Origin of the sequence: Segatella hominis (assembly GCF_004535825.1) — a bacterium.
GTDB lineage: Bacteria > Bacteroidota > Bacteroidia > Bacteroidales > Bacteroidaceae > Prevotella > Prevotella hominis.
Genome location: NZ_SGVY01000020.1, coordinates 41557 through 65098, shown reverse-complemented (window position 1 = coordinate 65098; position 23542 = coordinate 41557). Strand labels below are relative to the sequence as shown.

Annotated in this window: 17 protein-coding genes and 1 rRNA gene; 16 read left to right on the top strand and 2 right to left on the bottom strand. The window is 43.5% G+C overall.

Annotated features, from left to right (window positions below; translation table 11 throughout):
- Positions 1-412, bottom strand: a 16S ribosomal RNA gene (locus EXN75_RS09045); the annotation flags it as partial.
- 866 nt (positions 413-1278) lie between these two features.
- On the opposite strand from EXN75_RS09045, the gene EXN75_RS09040 reads away from it, so the two are divergent.
- On the top strand, positions 1279-1944 hold the full coding sequence (locus EXN75_RS09040) for a B3/B4 domain-containing protein (RefSeq protein WP_118119085.1): 666 nt from the start codon (positions 1279-1281) through the stop codon (positions 1942-1944).
- Between the two features lie 112 nt (positions 1945-2056).
- Entirely contained in the window at positions 2057-3124 is a 1068-nt protein-coding gene (locus EXN75_RS09035; protein WP_134843552.1) for a patatin-like phospholipase family protein, read from the top strand.
- 302 nt (positions 3125-3426) lie between these two features.
- Here EXN75_RS09035 and EXN75_RS09025 read toward each other — a convergent pair whose 3' ends face one another.
- On the bottom strand, positions 3427-4359 hold the full coding sequence (locus tag EXN75_RS09025) for an RluA family pseudouridine synthase (RefSeq protein ID WP_134843551.1): 933 nt from the start codon (positions 4357-4359) through the stop codon (positions 3427-3429).
- Positions 4360-4548: 189 nt separating this feature from the next.
- Between EXN75_RS09025 and EXN75_RS09020 the strand changes: the two genes are divergently transcribed.
- From EXN75_RS09020 to EXN75_RS08955, 14 genes are all read left to right on the top strand, one after another.
- The gene (locus tag EXN75_RS09020; RefSeq protein ID WP_134843550.1) at positions 4549-6168 is read left to right on the top strand and encodes an ABC-F family ATP-binding cassette domain-containing protein; all 1620 of its coding nucleotides are present in this window, start codon (positions 4549-4551) and stop codon (positions 6166-6168) included.
- 139 nt (positions 6169-6307) lie between these two features.
- A complete protein-coding gene (locus EXN75_RS09015; RefSeq protein ID WP_134843549.1) occupies positions 6308-6964 on the top strand; it encodes a nucleotide exchange factor GrpE in 657 nt (218 codons plus the stop codon).
- A gap of 38 nt (positions 6965-7002) precedes the next feature.
- Positions 7003-8163 carry a molecular chaperone DnaJ gene (dnaJ, locus tag EXN75_RS09010; RefSeq protein ID WP_134843548.1) on the top strand — a complete coding sequence of 387 codons (1161 nt, stop codon included), beginning with the start codon at positions 7003-7005 and terminating at the stop codon, positions 8161-8163.
- A gap of 100 nt (positions 8164-8263) precedes the next feature.
- Positions 8264-9538 carry a bifunctional folylpolyglutamate synthase/dihydrofolate synthase gene (locus tag EXN75_RS09005; RefSeq protein WP_134843547.1) on the top strand — a complete coding sequence of 425 codons (1275 nt, stop codon included), beginning with the start codon at positions 8264-8266 and terminating at the stop codon, positions 9536-9538.
- Between the two features lie 120 nt (positions 9539-9658).
- Positions 9659-10744 carry an aldose epimerase family protein gene (locus tag EXN75_RS09000; RefSeq protein ID WP_134843546.1) on the top strand — a complete coding sequence of 362 codons (1086 nt, stop codon included), beginning with the start codon at positions 9659-9661 and terminating at the stop codon, positions 10742-10744.
- 149 nt (positions 10745-10893) lie between these two features.
- A complete protein-coding gene (locus EXN75_RS08995) occupies positions 10894-12219 on the top strand; it encodes an MFS transporter (protein WP_134843545.1) in 1326 nt (441 codons plus the stop codon).
- A gap of 119 nt (positions 12220-12338) precedes the next feature.
- Positions 12339-13499 (top strand): galactokinase, encoded by a 1161-nt coding sequence (gene galK / locus EXN75_RS08990; protein ID WP_134843544.1) that lies wholly within the window; start codon positions 12339-12341, stop codon positions 13497-13499.
- A gap of 311 nt (positions 13500-13810) precedes the next feature.
- Positions 13811-14986, top strand: a complete 1176-nt coding sequence (locus tag EXN75_RS08985; protein ID WP_022111247.1) for an aldose epimerase family protein — start codon at positions 13811-13813, stop codon at positions 14984-14986.
- Positions 14987-15118: 132 nt separating this feature from the next.
- Positions 15119-16843, top strand: a complete 1725-nt coding sequence (locus EXN75_RS08980; protein ID WP_134843543.1) for a sodium:solute symporter — start codon at positions 15119-15121, stop codon at positions 16841-16843.
- Positions 16844-17029: 186 nt separating this feature from the next.
- The gene (locus EXN75_RS08975) at positions 17030-17710 is read left to right on the top strand and encodes an NUDIX hydrolase (protein WP_134843542.1); all 681 of its coding nucleotides are present in this window, start codon (positions 17030-17032) and stop codon (positions 17708-17710) included.
- A 71-nt stretch (positions 17711-17781) separates the two neighbouring features.
- A complete protein-coding gene (locus EXN75_RS08970) occupies positions 17782-18483 on the top strand; it encodes an L-ribulose-5-phosphate 4-epimerase (protein ID WP_134843541.1) in 702 nt (233 codons plus the stop codon).
- A gap of 76 nt (positions 18484-18559) precedes the next feature.
- Entirely contained in the window at positions 18560-20101 is a 1542-nt protein-coding gene (gene araA / locus EXN75_RS08965; RefSeq protein WP_118119105.1) for an L-arabinose isomerase, read from the top strand.
- A 91-nt stretch (positions 20102-20192) separates the two neighbouring features.
- A complete protein-coding gene (locus tag EXN75_RS08960) occupies positions 20193-21785 on the top strand; it encodes a xylulokinase (RefSeq protein WP_134843540.1) in 1593 nt (530 codons plus the stop codon).
- Positions 21786-21942: 157 nt separating this feature from the next.
- Entirely contained in the window at positions 21943-23514 is a 1572-nt protein-coding gene (locus tag EXN75_RS08955; RefSeq protein WP_134843539.1) for an alpha-N-arabinofuranosidase, read from the top strand.
- The last annotated feature ends 28 nt before the right edge of the window (positions 23515-23542 follow it).

Here is a 23542-nt window from a genome sequence, read left to right as displayed (position 1 = left end):
ACGCTACTTGGCTGGTTCAGGCTCTCGCCCATTGACCAATATTCCTCACTGCTGCCTCCCGTAGGAGTTTGGACCGTGTCTCAGTTCCAATGTGGGGGACCTTCCTCTCAGAACCCCTACTGATCGTCGCCTTGGTGGGCCGTTACCCCGCCAACAAGCTAATCAGACGCATCCCCATCCATCACCGATAAATCTTTAATCCCATTCAGATGCCTTCGTGGGATGTCATTGGGTATTAGTCTTACTTTCGCAAGGTTATTCCCAAGTGATGGGCAGGTTGGATACGCGTTACTCACCCGTGCGCCGGTCGACGCCCATCAAAAGCAAGCTTTCGATGTCGTTTCCCCTCGACTTGCATGTGTTAAGCCTGTAGCTAGCGTTCATCCTGAGCCAGGATCAAACTCTCCATTGTAAAATATCATTTTTACTTCTTATTCCATTACTGGAATAGTCGGTGTTTGTTGTCTGTACTTAGGACGAATATCCTTTTTCGTTTATTGAAGCTTAGTAAACCTGATGTCAATTTCTTGACGGTTCGTTTCTTTTACCCAGTTAACTCGCTTATTTCTAAGAAGTTAACCGCTTCTTGTACTACTTGTCTGTTTATGTAAAATCTTTCAAAGAACTCTTTCTTTATCGCTTTGAGGAATGCTTGATTTCTCAAAATCGAGTGCAAAAGTACAAACAATTTTCTTACCCTCCAAATAATTCAAGAAAAAAGTTTGTATTTTAACACAAATTTAACATATATTCATTAAAAGCGAATACAAACAGACTATTTTCGACATCTTATTCAAAACTATTCAGTATTTTATCGTGTAGGCACACAAAAGACTACAAACATACGATTATATCTTATTATAGTCTATTTTTTTACGCTTTTATGTTTTTACCAATCTTCATAAAAAACGCAATCCTAACAGTACCCATTCTCAAAGGAACACCCCACTTTTATTTTTCCCTGCCCACGGAAAAATTATTGCCTGGGCAGGGAAAAATAAAAGTATGGGCAGATATATTATAATATGTAATAACGTAATACAACAAACCGCTGCAAGCCATATACAAACTTTTTACCGCTTGCTACATACGCTTGTCTCATTTAGTACGCTTGCAAAACAAGTCACAAATTAGTCTTTTCCATGAAATACTAAATGAGAAAAATGAGAAAACAACTTAAGAATTTGCTATAATTTATTTTTTATTCTTGCAGATTCTGATTTTTTATATTAACTTTGCACCAAGGATAAGTAGAATAATTAACAGAAATACATTCATATGAAAATCATAGTATCACCCGAAATAGAATCAGTATGCCCTTCTTTTGTCGGTGCATGCGTAGAAGCTTCCGTTGTAAATACACAATACTGCCAAGAACTCTGGGATGAAATCGAAGAACTGGGCAGAAGATACAAACAGAAACTGACAACAGAATCGCTTAAAGACATGAGCGGCATAGCTGCTACCCGTAAGGTATATCGTTCCTGTGGCAAGGACCCATCCCGCTATCGCCCTGCCTCAGAAGCATTAATCCGCCGCTTATTACAGGGTAAGGAACTTTACCAGAGAGATACACTTGTGGATCTCGTAAACTTAGCCAGCATAGCCTATGGCTACAGCATCGGCGGTTTTGACGCTGACAAATTTCAAGGAGATACCCTTACCTTGGGAGTGGGGAAAGCCGGCGAACCTTATGAAGGTATAGGCAGAGGAACTATTAATATAGAGGGATTACCTGTATATAGAGACCAAATAGGAGGAGTTGGCACACCAACAAGCGATAATGAACGAACGAAGATGGAAATGAATACCACCCATCTCATCGTGCTTATCAATGGATATGATGGAAATGAAGCTAACGTTCGGGCAAATGCCGAATACATCCAAACTCTACTCAAGAAATACTGCATGAGCGACGGAGGAACTTATTTCATCTACAAATAGATAATCTCAGAGAAATAGATAATCTCAGATTTCCAGACTGTTCCTAAGAATACAAATAGGGTCATCCCAATATTGGCATTTTTCTTCAAAAACTAAAGCAATGAGGACATTCATGAAAATTTTCCTATTAAGTTGTCTCCTTATATATATAATAGGTATAGGCAGCACAGAGGCTAAACACCTGGAAGAACGTCCCAAAATAGGACTTGTCTTGGGTGGTGGCGGTGCAAAAGGTGCTGCCACAGTAGGAGCCTTGAAATATATTGAGAAATCTGGCATTCCAATAGACTATATCGCAGGAACCAGTATCGGGAGCATCATTGGCGGTCTCTATGCCTGCGGTTACAGAAGTGAAGAACTTGACAGTATGTTCAGATCTCAGGAATGGATGAATTTGCTGACAGACCGCAACATGGAAATCTGCGAAAAACCCATTGTTAAGCGGAATGGCGTCACATACCTGTTTGGGTTCCCGATAGCCAGAAAGGGAAGCAAGTTGATTGACAAATCCGTAGGTATGATACGAGGTGATAAGATCTTCGCCCTACTCGATTCTATGATAACAACCAAGCTCACTATAACAAACAAGCAAAGTTTTCAATACGGAGATTCTATCCACCAACAAGATAGTATTTCCTTCGATAGTTTACCCATCCCTTTCCGATGCGTAGCAACCGACTATATCAACCGGCAGAAAGTGATACTCAAGAACGGCAATTTAGCAAGAAGCATGCGAGCCAGTATGGCAATACCAGGTGCATTCAAAGCCATCGATATCAATGGAATTGAACTATTAGATGGCGGACTGGTGGATAATCTTCCCGTAGATGTGGTGCTTGATATGGGAGCAGATATTGTGATAGCCATTGACTTAACGGTTAAGAAACATGAAGACAGTAAAGCCTGGAAAAGAGAACGGAAAGCCAAAAAGTATGAAAATGCAGAGAAATTCATGGGGCAACTCCTCCATTGGATAACCCAGCGTCCAGACCTCAGCCAATACCAAGAAAATCTCCGCCATATCAACGTTTATATCAATCCAGATTTAAAAGGATTTTCCGCAGCCAGCTTCAGCGATAAAAAAGTAATAAAGATGATAGAAAAAGGAGAAGAAGCTGGAAAAAAGGCCATGAAAGATCTCTTGAAAATCAATAAGAAAATACAAAAGCAACACAAATAAAAAAGCGTCGCTGTTACCAAATATTTTGGCTACAGCAACGCTTTTCTGCTATATCTGACACAAAAACTTCAAAACTTATTTACGCAATATACACCCAATAGATACCAGCCAAAATTGCTAATACCAGTATGCCGATAATAGTCTTAACCAAACATGTTGCAACTTTCTTTACAATCAAGAAACCAACGACCAGCACAACCAAGGCAAAAATATAATATCCGAAATCATCCATTTTACTATTATAATTTATTTAAAAAGACTAAAATCGAAACTCATTACTTCATAAAAGCCCTACCATATTTTTACTTAAAAACCTTACGGAACTCAGCAGGAATAGGAGTTTCAAACTCCATAGGCTGATGAGTTACAGGATGATAAAAACAGAGCACATATGCATGAAGACAAAGACGATGACAAGGATCATCTTCATTGCCATATTTTATATCCCCACAGACAGGATGTCCCATATCAGCAGTATGCACACGAATCTGATTTTTACGACCAGTCTCTAAGCGAAACTCTACCAAAGAATAATCAGTCGAACGAGTGAGCGTATGAAAGTGAGTTACAGCATATTTACCTCCATTATCAGTAGGACTGCTATATGTAATATAAGCTTTATTATCCTTGAGCCAATTAGCAATCGTTCCCTCATCTTCCTCCATCTCTCCAGAGACAACAGCTACATATCTACGGTCATAAACATTGTTGTGCCAATCATTCTCCAAAGCAAGTTCAGTCTGCTTATCCTTCGCATAAATCATCAGACCAGAAGTATCACGATCAAGGCGATGAACGACATGTGCCTGACAATTCTGACGTGACTTATGGAAATAGTCATCCAGAACAGCTTTCACATTCAGCGTAGAATGCCCAGCAGCCATACTCAAGATACCCACGTTTTTCTCAACAACGACAAGATACCTATCCTCGTAAACTATCTTAACAAATCGATTTTTAAACTTATCATTGTTTTTCTTAGTTTTACTGACTGAGATTTTCATACCAGGACGCAGCGCATAATCAAACTGCGTAATGATCTTACCATCCACTTTAATACCTCGTCCCTGGAGAGTCAACTTAATCTTGGTTTTACTCTCCCCTTTGATATTTTCAAGAAGCCATTCCAGGAGCGGAGCCGGTTTTCCGACTACATAGTAAGCATATTCGTTAGGAACGCCATAGCCTCCCCTTTGGTTGGCACTTTTCTGCCATTTATTGCTTTGATGCGCCATATTCTATTTCTATTATTTTCAATTTTCAAATGTTTTAAAATACAAAAGTACTTCTTTTTGACAACACCACCAAGCCTCTGTGACATTTTAACTAAAAATTAAGCAAGTTTTATCATCAAAGTATTGATATTCAAATATTTTTTCGTAACTTTGCAGCCAAAATTAAAAAAGAAAAGGTATTAATTAATAATGATCACAGTAACAAATCTTGCAATCCAATTCGGAAAAAGAGTTCTTTACAAGGATGTAAACCTCAAGTTCACTCATGGTAACATCTATGGTATTATCGGTGCCAACGGCGCAGGTAAATCAACTTTGCTCAAAGCCATCAGTGGCGATCTTGAGCCAAATAAGGGTAGTGTAGAAATGGGACCAGGCGAGCGTCTCTCTGTCTTGGAGCAGGACCACTTTAAATACGACGAATTTCGTGTAATGGACACCGTCTTGATGGGACACCAGCCTCTTTGGGAAAACATGAAGGAGCGTGAGCGCCTTTATGCTAAACCAGAAATGACAGAAGAAGACGGTAACAGAGCTGCAGACCTGGAGTTGAAGTTTGCAGAGATGAATGGTTGGGAGGCCGAAAGCAATGCAGCACAACTTCTTCAGAATCTTGGCGTAAAAGAGGAACAGCACAACAAGCTTGTTGGTGAACTCTCTAACACAGAGAAAGTGCGCGTCATGTTGGCAAAAGCTCTCTTTGGAAACCCAGACAACCTTCTCCTTGATGAGCCTACCAATGACCTCGACCTCGATACTGTAGAATGGTTGGAAGAATACTTAAGCAACATCGAGCAAACCGTATTGGTTGTATCTCACGACCGTCACTTCCTCGACTCAGTAAGTACCCAGACCGTGGATATCGACTTTGGAAAGGTAACCATGTTTGCCGGTAACTACTCTTTCTGGTATGAAAGTTCACAGTTGGCTCTCCGTCAGGCTCAAAACCAGAAGATGAAGGCTGAGGAGAAGAAAAAGCAGTTGGAAGAATTCATCCGCCGTTTCTCTGCCAATGTTGCAAAGAGCAAGCAGACTACCTCTCGTAAGAAGATGCTCGAGAAACTCAACGTTGAGGAAATCCGCCCATCAAGCCGTAAATATCCTGGCATTATCTTCCAGATGGACCGTGAACCAGGAAATCAGATTCTTGAGGTAGAAGGTTTGAAAGCATGCGACGAGGACGGAACTGTACTTTTCGATAACGTAAACTTCAATATCGAAAAGGGCGAAAAGGTAGTATTCCTCTCTCATAATCCAAAAGCGATGACCGCTCTCTTTGAAATCATCAATGGCAACAGAAAGGCTGATGGAGGTGAATACAAGTGGGGTGTTACCATCACAACAGCCTATCTCCCACTCGACAATACAGAGTTCTTTGAAAGCGATAAGAACCTGGTAGATTGGTTGAGTCAATATGGTCCAGGTAATGAGGTAGCCATGAAGGGCTACTTGGGTAGAATGCTCTTCAGCGGTGAGGAAGTACTGAAGAAAGTAAACGTACTCTCCGGTGGTGAAAAGATGAGATGTATGATTGCCCGTATGCAGTTGCAGAATGCCAACTGTCTGATTCTTGATACTCCAACCAACCACTTGGACTTGGAAAGTATCCAGGCTTTCAACAACAACTTGGTGGCATTCAAGGGCAATATTCTTTTTGCCAGCCATGACCACGAGTTCATCAACACCGTAGCAAACCGCATCATCGAGCTGACTCCATCTGGCACAATCGACAAACTCATGTCTTACGACGAGTATATCTACGACGAGGCTATCAAGGAGCAAAAAGCTAAGATGTACGGATTGCAGTAATCCTGCTCATACAGGATTGAATATTGCAAAGACAAACGAGAAGTCTTATATACATAATATATAATATGTGCCAGCCTTTTCAGGTTGGCACACTTTTTGTCATGAAGATTCTAAAAAAATCAAAAGTAAATTTACAACTATGTCTAAAGAAAGAGATATAAATATAGAAGACGGCAACGTCGAGGAGCAGGCTCACAACGAGCAAGTATCCAATGAGCAGGAACAAAACACCCATGCTGCAGACAACCAGTCTGACAAAAATGCGGGTGCAGAGAACGAATCTGACAGCGAAGCTGACAAAAAGACAGAGGACAACAATGCTGCCGACAAAAAGGCAGAAGAAACAGAATTGGATCCACTTGAGAAAGCTCAAAAAGAAGTGGAAGACCTCAAGAAGCAATTGCTCTACAAGACTGCTGAGTTTGAAAACTATCGCAAACGCACTCTCAAAGAGAAAGCAGAACTGGTACTCAATGGCGGAGAAAAAACAATTTCAGCCATTTTGCCAGTACTCGATGATTTTGAGCGTGCCATTGCTGATAAGAGTGAAGACCCTAAAGTTATCAAAGAAGGTGTTCAGATGATTTTCAATAAATTCATCAAGACATTGGAAGGATTAGGCGTAAAGAAGATAGAAACTACAGACAAGGACTTTGACGTAGATTTCCATGAGGCCATCGCTATGGTTCCGGGAATGGGCGATGACAAGAAAGGTAAGGTTATCGACTGCGTACAGACAGGTTACACCCTCAACGACAAAGTAATCCGCCACGCAAAAGTAGCAGTAGGACAATAATCAATTGATATTCAGAACATTCAATCAGAAGTTAGCAAATGGCTAAGAGAGACTATTATGAGGTGCTGGGCGTCGATAAGTCAGCATCCGATGACGAGATCAAGAAGGCTTATCGAAAGATTGCCATCAAGTATCATCCTGATCGCAACCCCGGCAACAAAGAGGCTGAGGAGAAATTCAAGGAAGCAGCTGAGGCTTACGATGTTTTAAGAGATCCTCAGAAGCGCCAGCAATATGACCAGTTCGGATTCGACGGTCCACAAGGTGGATTCGGTGGATTTGGCGGAGGTGGCAACATGAATATGGACGACATCTTCTCCATGTTTGGAGACATCTTCGGAGGACACAGCGGAGGTTTCAGCGGATTTGGCGGAGGTTTTGGTGGCGGCGGTGCTCGCCAGCAATATCAGGGAAGCGATCTGCGCGTGAAAGTAAAACTCACTTTGCAGGAAATTGCCACAGGTGTTACCAAGAAATTCAAAATTCGCAAGGATGTTACTTGTGAGGAATGTCATGGTACAGGATGCGAAGGCGGTGCACAACCAGAAACATGCCATACATGTAATGGTACAGGATATACTATCAAGACCGTTCGCTCTATGTTCGGCATGATGCAGACTCAGGTTCCATGCCCAGACTGTCATGGAGAAGGTACCATCATCAAGAACAAGTGTAAGCACTGTGGCGGTGATGGTATCGTAAAAGGTGATGAAGTCGTAGAAATCAACATTCCTGCTGGTGTTGAAGACGGCATGTGTGTCAGTGTTCGCGGCAAAGGAAATGCAGGCAAGCATAATGGCATCAATGGTGACATTCAGGTTCTTATCCAGGAAGAAAAGAGCGACATCTTTGAGCGTAACGGTCAGGACCTGTATTACAATCTTGCTCTTGATTTCACTACTGCAACTCTTGGCGGAGAGGTAGAAGTACCAACTATTGATGGTAAGACTACTCTCAAGATTGAACCAGGAACCCAGCCAGGCAAGCAGATGCGCCTCAGAGGAAAAGGACTTCCTGCCGTACAGGGTTATGGCTACGGAAAGGGTGACATCATCGTCAACATCACCGTATTTGTACCAAAGACCCTTACCAAGGAGGAAAAAGCACTTGTCTTGAAATTTAAAGAATGCGAGAACTTCAAGGCTGATAGTGCCACCGAGAAGTCTCTCTTTGAAAGTTTCAAAAACCTCTTTAAATAAACGAGAATATATTGATAAAAATGAAAGGAGCAATCCTGTCTGGCAAAGGCAGGGTTGCTCCTTTATATATATAATAAGGTGTAATAAACGCAGAAAAGCAATGAATTATCAAGAAACCATAGAATATCTGTTCAACAGCACTCCTGTTTTTGAAAAGGTAGGTGCCAAGGCTTACAAACCAGGTTTGCAAACCACCGAAACGCTTGACAAGCATTTCGGACATCCTCATCGCCAGTTCAAAAGCATTCATGTCGCAGGTACCAACGGAAAAGGTTCCTGCTCTCATACCCTTGCTGCCATTCTTCAATCAGAAGGATACAAAGTTGGACTCTTTACATCTCCACATCTGGTAGATTTTCGTGAACGTATCCGAGTAAACGGAGAATGCATCAGCGAACAATACATTATCGATTTCGTAGAAAAAGAACGCAGATTCTTCGAACCTCTACATCCATCATTCTTTGAATTGACCACCGCTCTGGCATTCAAGTACTTTGCCGAACAAAAGGTTGATATCGCCATTATCGAAGTAGGACTCGGTGGTCGCTTGGACTGCACCAACATTATCACCCCTATCCTATCTATCATCACTAATATCAGTAAGGATCATACCCAGTTCTTAGGCAACACTTTGGCTGACATCGCAGGCGAAAAAGCAGGCATCATCAAGCCAGGAGTACCAGTCATTATCGGAGAAGATCTGCCAGAAACACGTCCTGTTTTCCTGCAAAAGGCACAGAAAGAAAACTCTCCTATCATTTTCGCCCAAGATGAAAACCAGCAGGAAGTCCAGAAAGCAGAACATATTAATGGAAAAATGGAATACACTACCCGTACATGGGGTAAGCTGACAGGAGAACTCTGTGGCGATTATCAGGCCAAGAATATGAACACCATCCTTAATGCCGTCAAGTATCTTACACTTGTCAAGAACAAAGGAACATCCATCAAATATGGAATTTCCCATGTAACAGAACTGACAGGATTGATGGGTAGATGGCAGAAGATACAAGACAAGCCTTTGGTAATCTGCGATACAGGTCATAATGTAGGCGGATGGCAATATCTGGCTCCTCAGATCAAGGCACAAGCATGCAGACAGCTTCGCATCGTTTTTGGCATGGTAGATGACAAAGATGTCACAACTGTGATGAAAATGCTTCCAAAGAACGCAATTTACTATTGGACACAAGCAACTACAAAAAGAGCCATAAAAGTGGAAAAAATCGCGGAATTAGGCACTTCGTTAGGACTCAACGGAAACGTGTATTCTTCTGTTAATAAAGCATTTAAAGCAGCACAGGCAGACGCTGCTGAAGATGATTTTATCTTCGTTGGAGGGTCAAGTTACATTGTAGCCGATTTCCTTTCATAAGTTATTTTTTGTTTTTTTAAATCAATAAATTGCTAAAATATTTGTAATAATCATTTTTTTTTAGTTACTTTGCAGTAGATAATAACTTAAACGATAAAGTAACTAAAAAATTAGGATATTATGAGCGCAAAAGTAGAAAACCTCTGTGGTCTGAAAAGAGAAGATTTTCAGACCACTGTAAATGGAAAGCAGACCGACCTCTTCATCTTGAAGAATAGTCAGGGCAATGAAGTTGCAGTAACAAACTACGGCGGTGCAATTGTGGCTATCATGATGCCAGACAAAGATGGCAATTATGCTAACCTCATCCAGGGTCATGACAACATCCAGGATGTTATCAATTCACCAGAGCCTTTCCTAAGCGTACTCATCGGTCGCTATGGAAACCGTATTTGTGACGGTAAGTTCACATTACACGGCAAAGAATACCAGTTGGCTCGCAACAATGGCAAGAATCACTTGCATGGCGGTCCTACCGGTTTCCACACACATGTTTGGGATGCAACCCGCATGAGCGAGAATGCTGTCGTATTAAAATATACCAGCCCTTACGGAGAAGAAGGTTTTACTGGAGAAATGGATGTTTGGGTGGCTTACACCTTGACTGACGATAACGAGTTGGTTATCAAGTATCAGGCTACAACCAACAAGTTGACTATCGTGAACCTGACAAACCACGGTTTCTTCTCAATCCAAGGTATCGGCAACCCTACACCAACCATTGACAATATCATTTGTGAGGTGAATGCTGATTTCTATTTGCCTATCGATGAGACTTCTATTCCTACAGGTGAGATCTTGAAGGTGGAAGGCACTCCATTTGATTTCCGCACACCGAAACCGATTGGTCAGGATATCAATGCAGACAATGAGCAAATCAAGAATGGTTCAGGATATGATCACAACTACGTACTCAACAAGAAGGAAGAAGGCGAGTTGAGTTTTGCTGCAAGAATCAAGGATCCTGTTAGCTGTCGTACAATGGAAGTTTATACTACCGAACCAGGTTTGCAGATGTATACAGGCAACTTCTTGGAGGGTATCAAGGGTCAGCATGGTGCAACATTCCCACGCAGAAGTGCAGTCTGCTTTGAGGCTCAACACTTCCCAGACTCACCAAACCGCTCATATTTCCCAAGTGTACGCTTGAAACCAGGCGAAACATACACACAGAAAACTATCTATAAGTTTGGTGTTGACAAATAAAAGAAACTTGTATGGTTCAGTCTTATCCTTAAGATAACCTTATTTATAAGATAGACCATACATTTAAACATAGGAGTGGCAGCTCAAAAACTGCCACTCCTTTCCAAGTTTATAAACAAAACATTTAAATATCAACTATTAAAGAAAAAATGGAAAACCAAAAACAAAATGGTAACATCATTGCCATTATCACGATGATGTTCCTCTACGCGATGATTTCATTCGTCACAAACTTAGCTGCTCCTATCGGAGTCATCTGGAAAAACGTATTTGCCGATAGCGGTAGCGCCAACATGATTGGTATGCTCGGTAATGCCATGAACTTCTTGGCTTACCTCTTCATGGGTATCCCTGCTGGTAAATTGTTGACTAAAATTGGTTACAAGAAAACAGCTCTTACTGGTATTGCTACTGGTTTTGTCGGTGTATTCATCCAGTTCCTCTCAGGTAAGTTTGGTGTCGATGTATCAGGCTTCTCTATTTATCTCTTCGGTGCATTCATCTCAGGTTTTGCTGTATGTATTCTGAATACTGTAGTAAACCCTATGTTGAATCTTCTCGGTGGCGGTGGTAACCGCGGTAACCAGTTGAACCTCATTGGGGGTACACTGAATTCTTTATCTGGTACTTTAACTCCAATGCTCGTAGGTGCCCTTATCGGTACAGTAACAGCCAATACCCAGATGGTAGATGTCAACTTGGTACTTTACATCGCTCTCGCAGTATTTGCAGCTGCCTTTGTATGCTTGCTCTTCATCCCTATCAAGGATCCTGAGATGGGTAAGACAACTGACAAGACTGTATTCGAGCATTCACCATGGGCATTCCGCCATTTCAACCTCGGCGTTATCGCCATCTTCGTATATGTAGGTGTTGAGGTAGGTATCCCAGGAACTTTGAATTTCTACATTTCAGACACAACAGCCAATGGTGGTGGCTTCATCAACGGCGCAGCCTTGGCAAACGCAGCAGCTATCGGTGGTTTCGTAGCAGGAACATACTGGTTGCTCATGTTGGTGGGCCGTTTGTGCTCCAGCTTCATTGCCAACAAGGTTTCAAGCCGTTCTATGATGATTGTCGCTAATGGTGCAGGTATGCTGTTCATTCTTTTGGCAGTACTTCTTGGCAAATCAACAACTGTAGATATGCCTGTATTTACAGGTTCTTCATTCCAGTTGGTAACAGTTCCTATCTCAGCCATGTTCTTGGTACTCTGCGGTCTTTGCACCTCTATCATGTGGCCAAGTATCTTCAACCTTGCTACAGAGGGTCTTGGCAAATATACAGCCCAGGCTTCAGGCATCTTCATGATGATGGTAGTAGGTGGTGGTTTGATGCCATTGGTACAGAACTTCATCGCCGATAATGCAGGTTACATGTTGAGCTACATCGTACCTCTCATTTCTATGGGTTACATGTTCTTCTATGCAATCGCTGGTTGCAAGAACATCAACAAGGACATTCCTGTAGAATAATCTTAGGAATACCCTCTATAATGGTTGGCTTTCCATGAGTACAACTCACGGAAAGCCATTTACTAAATAAAGCAAATCTTTTAAATATTTAAATATTAACAATCTAAACTATAAGAATTATGGATATCGAAAAAGTAAGAAGCCGCTTCATCAAGCACTTTGATGGTAAAACAGGTAATATTTATATGTCTCCAGGCCGCATCAACCTTATCGGTGAGCACACCGACTACAATGGTGGATTCGTATTCCCAGGTGCAGTAGATAAGGGTATTATGGCAGAGATTCGTCCTAACGGCACAGATACAGTAATGCTCTACTCTATCGACTTGAAAGACCGTGTAGAATTCAAGGTGAATGATCCTGAAGGTCCTCGTGCTTCTTGGGCACGCTACATCTATGGTATCTGCCAGGAAATGAAGGCATTGGGTGTTGAAGTTAAAGGTTTCAATGCAGCATTCTATGGTGATGTACCTCTCGGTGCTGGTATGTCTTCTTCTGCTGCTCTTGAGAGCTGCTTCGCATTTGCTTTGAACGATCTCTTCGGTGACAACAAGGTTTCTAAGTGGGATCTCGTATTGGCCGGTCAGGCTACTGAGCACAAGTATATCGGTGTAAACTGCGGTATCATGGACCAGTTTGCTTCTGTATTCGGCAAGGAAGGTAAATTGATGCGCCTCGATTGCAACAGCCGCGAGTTTGAGTACTTCCCATTCAACCCTCAGGGCTACAAGCTCTGCTTGGTAAACTCTAAGGTAAAGCATGAGTTGGCTGGTTCTCCATACAACGACCGTCGCAACTCTTGTGAGAATGTGGTTAAACACATCGCCGCTAAACATCCAGAGGCTAAGTTCGAAACCCTCCGTGATTGCACATGGGAGCAGTTGGAAGAGGTTCGTGCAGAAGTTGGCGAAGAGGATTACAGCCGCGCTCACTTTGTATTGGGCGAGAAAGACCGTGTATTGGCAGTCTGCGATGCGCTCGAAAAGGGTGACTACGAGACTGTAGGTCAGAAGATGTATGAGACTCACTATGGTTTGAGCAAGGAATATGAGGTAAGTTGCGAGGAGCTCGACTTCTTGAACGACTTAGCTAAGGAGAATGGTGTTACTGGTAGCCGTATCATGGGTGGCGGCTTCGGTGGCTGCACCATCAACTTGGTAAAGGATGACATCTATGACAAGTTCGTAGAAGATGTTACCGCTAAGTTCACAGCTAAGTATGGTCATGCTCCAGAGATTTACCCTGTAGTTATCTCAGAGGGTTCTCACAAGGTTTGCTAATATACATTATAATATATTATATAACTAATACACATGATATGCTATATCAAGTATAATATATAATGTATCAGAAAAACAAGTCCACGAAAACTAATAAAAGGTTAGTTTTTCGTGGGCTTTTCTTATTTCCAGCATGTCACACACAAACAGACTATTTTAAGCTATTTTATCCCTGTTACCGCCCACGATAATACAAATAGTGTTAAAAACACACTTTAGAACAAAAATAATGAGGAAAAAGTATTGTACTTTCGAGATAAAGTATTAATTTTACACCCAAATAATAAAGTTTCTAATAATCAACCTAAAAAATGAAAGATATCAAAAATCTAATTTTGGGAGCTGGCTTAGTAACAGTCATGCTTTCTGCATGTGAGAATTCAAACCTCACACAGTCTGGTTTAAATCCTGCTGATTTCGACTCAACTGTCCTCGGCAAGAAAACGGAGTTGATTACCCTCAAGAACAATCAGGGTATGGAAGTTTGTCTTACCAATTATGGTGGACGCGTAGTTTCCATTTCTGTGCCAAACAAGGATGGTAAGCCTACAGACGTTGTATTGGGTTATGACAATATTCACCAGTATGCCGACACCCTCAACTCACCATCAGACTATGGTTCTTCTGTAGGTCGTTATGCCAACCGCATCAAGGACTCCAAATTACAGTTGAATGGTCAGACCTATCAGTTGAAGGCAAACGACAATGGCAACTGTCTGCATGGTGGCGGTGCCACAGGCTGGTTGAACCAGGTTTACGACGTAACAGCCAAAAACGATTCATCCGTTACATTCACTATCCATGCTAAGGATGGCGAGAATGGTTTCCCTGGTAATGTAACAGCAACAGCCACCTATACTGTCAAGAGCGACAACACCCTTGATATCGTATTTGGAGCAACAACAGATAAGGAGACTGTCATCAATATGACCAACCATTCCTACTTCAATCTCAACGGCGATCCTTCCAAGGAAGGTTTCGACCAGATTATGTATGTGAATGCCGACAAGTTCACTCCTTCAGACAAACTCTATATTCCTACAGGAGAAATCAAGGATGTGACAGGTACTCCTATGGACTTCCGCACTCCTACAGAAATTGGTAAGAAGGTGGATTACAACTTTGAGCAGATTAAAAATGCTACAGGTTATGACCACAACTGGTGCCTGAACACATACAAGAATGGCAAGGGCGATGACAAGACTGTTTGCGCCAGCCTCTACTCTCCTAAGAGTGGAATCCTGCTTGAAGTATTCACCAATGAACCAGGTATTCAAGTCTATACCGGTAACTTCCAGGGCACAGGCATCTCTTGCAAGCATGGCATCAAGTATCCTAAGCATGTAAGTGTATGCTTCGAGAGCCAGAAATATCCAGACTCTCCTACCAAGATTTCACAGGGAGTGAAGGATTGGACTGACGCAACCTTAAAACCAGGCGAGAAATACTACTCTCACCTTGCTTATAAATTTAGCGTAAAGAAATAAGACTCCTCTTATCAAAGCCTTTTCCTTATTCATTTAAGGAAAGGCTCTGAAAACTCAACAAAGAGAAGAAAACTCTATAAAAGGGAAAGATAAAACTATTAATAATAAACACAACAATCTTATAGTAAAATTATGAATTGGAATTCAACAGAATTCGTATGGCTGGATTGGACAGTACTCGCCATTGGTGTAGTTGGCGTTATTTGGGCAGTATGGCATGCGATTGTGAAAGACAGAAAGGCTCAGAAGGGCGAAGACTCTTCTGCTTACCTCTTCGGTAAGGGCGAGCCATGGTATGTTATCGGTATGGCTATCTTCGCTGCCAATATCGGTTCAGAGCACCTCGTGGGTCTTGCTGGTACTGGCGCCAAGAGCGGTGTAGGTATGGCTCACTGGGAGATGCAGGGTTGGATGATCCTCATCCTCGGTTGGTTATTCGTACCTTTCTATCAGTTGCTCATCAACAAGATGGGTAAGATCATCACCATGCCTGACTTTCTGAAGTTCCGCTATACTCAGCGTACAGGTTCATGGCTCTCTATCATCACACTCGTTGCTTACATTCTCACCAAGGTGAGCGTTACCGCACTTACAGGCGGTATTTTCTTCGAGTATCTCTGGGGCTTGAACTTCTGGGTTGGTGCTATCGGTTTGATCATCCTCACCACCATCTTCACCGTATTCGGCGGAATGAAGGGTGTAATGACTCTGTCAACCATCCAGACTCCTATCCTCGTCATCGGTTCATTCCTCGTGCTCTTCCTCGGTCTCTCTACCCTTGGCGGTGGAAGCGTCTCTGCAGGTTGGGCAGATATGATGGACTACTGCGGCAAGTTGAACAACGGCTACGGAACAACCCACATGTTCCACTGGGAGGCAGGTGACTCAATGTATCAGGAGTATCCAGGTTTCGTAGTATTTATCGGTGCAACCATCATTGGTTTCTGGTACTGGTGTACTGACCAGCATATCGTTCAGCGTGTACTCGGTCAGGTTCCTGGCGAAAGCAACGTAGAGGTAATGAAGCGTGCCCGCCGCGGTACTATCGCAGCCGGTTTCTTCAAGGTTCTCCCTTGCTTCATGTTCCTCATTCCAGGTATGATTGCAGCAGCCTTGGCTCAGAAGGGCGCAATCCAGATGAACGAGACTGATGCAGCCTTCGCCATCATGGTAAAAACCGTACTTCCTGCAGGTATCAAGGGAATCGTAACTATCGGTTTCATTTGTGCATTGGTTGCTTCATTGGCAGCATTCTTCAATAGTTGTGCTACCCTCTTCACCGAGGACTTCTACAAGCCATTGAAGAAGGGAATGTCTGAGGCTCACTACGTACTCGTTGGCCGTATCGCTACCGTAGTAGTTGTAGTTCTCGGTTTCGCATGGTTGCCAATCATGATGAAGATGGATACATTGTACAATTATCTCCAGGGTATCCAGTCACTTCTGGCTCCAGCTATGGTAGCCGTATTTGCGATGGGTATTTTCTTCAAGAAGATTACTCCAAAGGCAGGCGAATACACCATGATTACCGGTTTCCTCATCGGTATGCTCCGCCTCGTTACCAACGTCATTACCGATACTGGTAAGGCAACAATGGATGGTGCGTTCTGGGATTATACCGCATGGTTCTGGCAGACCAACTGGCTCGTATTCGAGTGCTGGTTGCTCGTCTTCCTCATCATCTTCATGGTAGTAGTGAGCTGCTTCACACCAGCTCCAAGCAAGGAACAGGTAGAGGCAATCACCTTCACATCCGACTTCAAGAAGTCTATTCGTGAAAGCTGGGGTGCGTTCGATATCATCGGTACACTCGTAGTTATCGGTCTCTGTGCAGCATTCTACGCATATTTCTGGTAAAAAAATCGTCAGGCTTACACTGGCGAATAATACAAATATCACACAAGTCTGTCTCCTTATAGGCAAGTTCTGAAGGAGGCAGACTTGAACAAAAAAAGCAACCACTTTTTACTCTTCAAAAAGACATTCAAAGAAATAAAGGCTGTAAAAAGCCAAACGATAATAATCATCAAAAATCAAAACATCATGACACAATTTTATAACGAACATTCCAAAGTTCTCGTTTCTGTTGACTGTATCATTTTCGGTTTCAACGGAAGCCAGTTACAATTGCTCATCGGCAAACGCCAGATGGATCCAGGTCGTGGGGAATGGTCTCTCTATGGAGGCTTCGTAGGTCAGAACGAAAATCTGGAAGATGCAGCCAATCGTGTCATTCTGGATTTGACAGGTATGAAGGGATTATACATCCGCCAAGTAGGTGCATTCGGTCGTATTGACCGTGACCCGGGCGAGCGTGTCATTTCTATCGCCTATTGCACTCTCATCAACGTAAAAGATTATGATGATTCTCTCAGAATAAGATATGGTTTGGAATGGGTAAATCTGAATGAACTCCCTAAGTTGTATTCCGACCACAACCAGATGATTCAAAATGCCATATCACAAATTCGCCGCCGCATCAACAATGAGCCATTGAGTTTTAAATTGCTTCCAGAACTGTTCACCCTTACACAGTTGCAGCATGTTTTTGAGACCGTGATGGGTGAAGAAATCGATAAGCGCAACTTCCGTAAGCGTATCAAGGATATCGACTTCATAGAGAAGACCGAACTTATCGACAAGATATCCTCTAAAAGAGGAGCTGCTCTCTATCGCTTCAACAAGAAAGCATACGAACAAGATCCGTATTTCAACCTGAAGTAATAGAAAGCCATTAAGATAGAAAATTATTTGCAACTAAATATAACAACAATTAATAAAAAGGACATAAAACTATGTTAGAAGAATTGAAAGAAAAAGTGTTCAAGGCTAATCTTGACCTTGTAAAGCACAACCTCGTGCTCTTTACATGGGGAAATGTGAGCGGAATCGACCGTGAGAAGGGTCTGGTTGTCATCAAGCCATCAGGTGTAAGTTATGACAATATGAAAGCCAGCGACATGGTAGTAGTTGACTTGGAAACAGGCAAAGTAGTAGAAGGCGATCTGAATCCTTCATCTGATACCCCTACCCATTTGGTTCTCTACCGTGCTTTCCCTAAGTTGGGCGGTGTGGTACATACACATTCAACTTATGCTACAGCTTGGGCTCAGGCTGGCATGGATATTCCTAACATCGGTACTACCCACGCAGACTATTTCCACGACTGCATCCCTTGCACTGAGGCCATGACCGAAGACATGATGGCTGAGTATGAGCATAATACAGGCGTAGTGATCGTTGACCGTTTCAAGAAGGACAATATCAACCCGGTTCATACTCCAGGTGTACTGGTGAAGAACCACGGTCCATTCACATGGGGTAAAGATGCAGACGAAGCAGTTTACCACGCAGTAGTAGCAGAGCAGGTAGCCAAGATGGCGTTCATCTCTTTCAGCGTGAACCCAAATACAACCATGAATCCGCTGCTCGTAGAGAAGCACTTCAGCCGCAAGCATGGTCCTAACGCCTACTACGGTCAGAAAAAGAAAAAGTAATTCCGAAGAAAGAAAAATTCCAAAGAAAGAAGAAAGATAATAATAATAAACTAACAATATAAAAACAACAACAATCATGATTAAAGCATTTGAAAATTTAGAGGTTTGGTTTGTAACTGGTGCACAACTTCTTTACGGAGGTGAGACAGTTAAGATAGTAGATGGTCACTCAAAGGACATGGTAGATGGTCTCAACAACAGTGGCATCATCCCAATCAAGGTAGTTTACAAAGGCACAGCAAACTCTTCTGCAGAGGTAGAGGCTGTGATGAAGGCTGCCAACAACGACAACAAGTGTGTAGGTATCATCACATGGATGCATACCTTCTCTCCTGCCAAGATGTGGATCAAGGGCTTGCAGGCTCTCGAGAAGCCACTCCTCCACTTCCATACACAATATAACGCAGAACTCCCTTGGGATTCTATCGATATGGACTTCATGAACCTCAACCAGTCTGCTCACGGCGATATCGAGTTCGGCCATATCTGCACTCGTATGCGCATTCCAAGAAAGGTAGTAGTAGGTTACTGGAAGAGCGAAGAGGCTCAGAAGCAGATTGCTACATGGGCTCGCGTAGCAGCAGGTGTTGCTGATGCTCACAACGTACGCTGCTTGATGTTCGGTATGAATATGAACAACGTAGCCGTAACAGATGGCGACCGCGTAGAGTTCGAGCAGCGCATGGGTTACCACGTAGATTACTACCCTGTATCTTCACTCATGGAGTACTACAAGAAGGTAACTGATGCAGAGGCTGATGCTCTCGTTGAGGAGTACAAGAAGGAATACACCATCAAGATCGATGAGTCTGGCGAGGAAGTATATTGGGAGAAGGTGAAGAACGCTGCTAAGGCAGAAATCGCTCTCCGCCGCGTATTGAAGGATGAGAACGCAGTAGCATTCACCACCAACTTCGATGACCTCGGCGATGCAGATGTAAACGATCCTAACTTCTGCGGTTTCGACCAGATTCCAGGTTTGGCTTCACAGCGCCTGATGGCAGAGGGTTATGGTTTCGGTGCAGAGGGTGACTGGAAGACAGCTTGCCTCTACCGCACACTCTGGGTAATGAATCAGGGCTTAGAGAAGGGCTGTTCATTCCTTGAGGACTATACACTCAACTTTGCTGAAGACCGCACATCAAGCCTCCAGAGCCACATGCTCGAGGTTTGCCCATTGATCGCTACAGACAAGCCAAAGCTCGAGGTTCACTTCCTCGGCATCGGTATCCGCAAGCAGCAGACCGCTCGTCTCGTATTCACATCTAAGACCGGTAAGGGTGTAAAGGCAACTGTAGTTGACCTCGGCAACCGTTTCCGTCTCATCGCAAGTGAGGTAGAGTGCATCGAACCAAAGGCTATGCCTAAGCTCCCTGTAGCTTCTGCTCTCTGGGTTCCACAGCCAACCTTCGAGATTGGTGCAGGTGCTTGGATTCTCGCTGGTGGTACACACCACAGTGCATTCTCTTACGATATTACTGCTGAGTACTGGGAAGATTTCTGCGAGATCTTAGGTATTGAGTTCGTCAACATCGATAAGAACACAACAATCAGCAGCTTCAAGCAGCAGCTCCGCAACAACGAGATTTACTACATGCTCAACAAAGCATTGAGATAATTTAAGTGAATAGTGAAGAACGAAGAGTGAAGAATTCAAATGATTTTCAAGGCTTTACCCTTTGTTCTTTACATTAAAGAATGAAAGAACAATGAGCGCAAAAACTATTATAGAATCAGGTAAAGCCATTCTCGGTATCGAGTTTGGCTCTACCCGAATCAAGGCTGTCTTGATCGACACCGACAACAACCCTATCGCACAGGGTAGCTTTGAGTGGGAAAACCAGTTGGTTGATGGTCTCTGGACTTACAGCATCGATACCATCTGGAAAGGCTTGCAGGATTGCTATGCTGACCTCCGCAAGAACGTAAAGGCTGAGTACGACTGCGAAATCGAGCAGTTGGCTGCCATCGGTATCTCTGCGATGATGCACGGCTACATGGCTTTCGGCAAGGATGAGAACATCCTCGTTCCTTTCCGCACCTGGCGCAATACCAACACTGCCAAGGCTGCAGCCGAGCTTTCAGAGCTCTTCCACTTCAATATTCCATTGCGTTGGAGCATCTCTCACGTATATCAGGCTATCCTGAATGGTGAGGAGCACATCGATAAGATTGACTTCATGACCACTCTCGCCGGTTATATCCACTGGCAGTTGACAGGCAAGAAGGTGCTTGGCGTAGGCGATGCTTCAGGTATGCTCCCTATCGATTCCAACACCAACAACTACGATGCAGAGATGGTGGCTAAGTTCGATAAGCTCATCGAGCCAAAGAACTTGGGCTGGAAGATTCTTGACATTCTCCCAGAGGTATTGAATGCAGGCGAAGACGCTGGTGTTCTTACAGAAGAAGGTGCAAAGAAGCTCGATCCATCTGGCACTTTGAAGGCTGGTACTCCTCTCTGTCCTCCAGAGGGTGATGCAGGTACGGGTATGGTAGCTACCAATGCAGTTCGTCAGCGCACAGGTAATGTCAGTGCTGGTACATCTTCTTTCTCTATGATTGTATTGGAGAAAGCATTGAGCCAACCATACGAGGTCATCGACATGGTGACAACACCTGACGGCAGTCCTGTAGCCATGGTTCACTGCAACAACTGTACTTCCGACCTCAATGCATGGGTAGGACTGTTCAAGCAGTACCAGGAGTTGCTCGGTGTTCCGGTAGATATGAACGAGGTATTCGGCAAACTCTACAACCACGCTCTCGAGGGCGATGCTGATTGTGGAGGCCTGATTGCATACAACTATATCTCAGGTGAGCCTGTAACAGGTTTGGCAGAAGGTCGCCCTATGTTCGTTCGCTCTGCCAACGACAAATTCAACCTTGCCAACTTCATGCGTGCCAACCTTTACGCTTCTGTAGCAGTATTGAAGATTGGTAACGACGTATTGTTCAAGGATGAGAAGGTACAGGTAGATCGCATCACAGGTCACGGCGGTTTGTTCAAGACTAAGGGTGTAGGTCAGCGCATCCTCGCAGCAGCTATCAACTCCCCTATCTCTGTGATGGAGACTGCTGGTGAAGGTGGTGCATGGGGTATCGCCCTGCTCGCAGGTTACCTGGTTAATAATGAGGAGAAATTGAGCCTTGCAGACTACCTCGACAAGAAGGTATTCGCAGGAAATACTGGTGTAGAAATTGCACCTACAGCAGAAGACGTAGCTGGTTTCGATGCATATATTGAGACCTATAAGGCAGGGCTTGCCATCGAACAGGCAGCTGTAGCCAATAAGAAATAAAATGAGTTTGTGGGGGATTTTTCCCTCACAAACGTATTTTTTTAAAAGCATCTTATCGCAAGATGAGATTCTTTTTAATAAGATAAGGAAATATACCTTATTATATATAGGAGATAATATCATATATGGAAACCTAAAAAATTAAAACAAAAAAACGATGATGAACAGACTTATTGCAACCACGTTATTATCAACAGCCGTTGCGTTCTCTGCCCAGGCTCAGGATGTGACAGGTACCATACATGCCAATCAGGGCACCCAGAAGATTTACAAGGAAATCTACGGTCAGTTTGCCGAGCATCTCGGTAGCTGTATCTATGGTGGACTTTGGGTGGGTCCTGATTCTAAGATTCCCAACACTCAGGGTTATCGTAACGACGTACTCCAAGCCTTGAAGGACCTGAAGGTTCCTGTATTGAGATGGCCAGGAGGATGCTTCGCTGATGAATATCACTGGATGGATGGTATCGGTCCACGTGAGAAACGCCCTAAGATGCAAAACAACAACTGGGGTGGAACCATCGAGGACAATTCTTTCGGTACACACGAGTTTCTGAATCTCTGCGAGATGATCGGCTGCGAACCTTATATCAGCGGAAACGTTGGTTCGGGTACGGTCGAGGAATTAGCAAAGTGGGTAGAATACATGACCAGCGATGGTGATACTCCAATGGCAAAACTCCGCCGCCAGAACGGTCGCGATAAAGCCTGGAAAGTAAAATACCTCGGAGTGGGCAACGAGAGTTGGGGATGCGGTGGAAACATGCGCCCAGAGTACTACTCAGACCTCTACCGCCGCTACTCTGTATATTGCCGCAATTATGATGGCAACGAACTCTACAAGATTGCATCAGGTGCCAGCGACTACGATTACAACTGGACCAAAGTCTTGATGGACCGTGTTGGTCATCGTGCCAACGGAATCTCACTTCATTATTATACCGTCACAGGTTGGAGTGGCAGCAAAGGCTCTGCTACCAAATTTAATAACGATGATTTCTATTGGACCATGGGCAAGTGTCTTGGCATCGAGGATGTCATCAAAAAGCACGAGGCCATCATGGACAAGGCTGACCCTAAAAAGCAAATTGGTCTTCTGGTCGATGAGTGGGGAACCTGGTGGGATGAGGAACCGGGCACAATCAAGGGCCATCTCTATCAGCAGAACAGTATGCGCGATGCCTTTGTAGCAGCGCTCTCTCTGAATGTTTTTCATCGTCATTGCGACCGAATCCGCATGACCAATATCGCCCAGGTAGTCAACGTTCTCCAATCAATGATCCTGACAGATACGAAGGGTACAGGTCACATGGTACTCACTCCGACCTACCACGTATTCAATATGTATAAGGATTTCCAGGAAGCAACCTACCTTCCGATGGATGTGAAATGTGATTCTATGGACGTTCGTGGTGACAGCCATGCCAAGAATGGTCGCAAGATTCCTGTAGTTTCCACTTCAGCAGCCAAGAAGACAGACGGAACCATCGTCGTTTCACTTGCCAACGTAAGCCTGGACAAGGCTCAGGAGATAGAATTTGCCCTCGACGGAGTACAGGCAAAAACCGTGGCAGGTAAAATTCTCACTTGCAAGAAAGTAAGCGACTTCAATGACTTCGAACATCCAGAAGTAGTGAAGCCAACCACATTTAAGGACGCGAAATTGAAGAAAAACGCCCTAAAAGTAAAGATTCCTGCAAAATCTATTGTTGTTTTAAAAATAAAATAGTATTTTTGTAGGGTATAAAAAGGCCAGA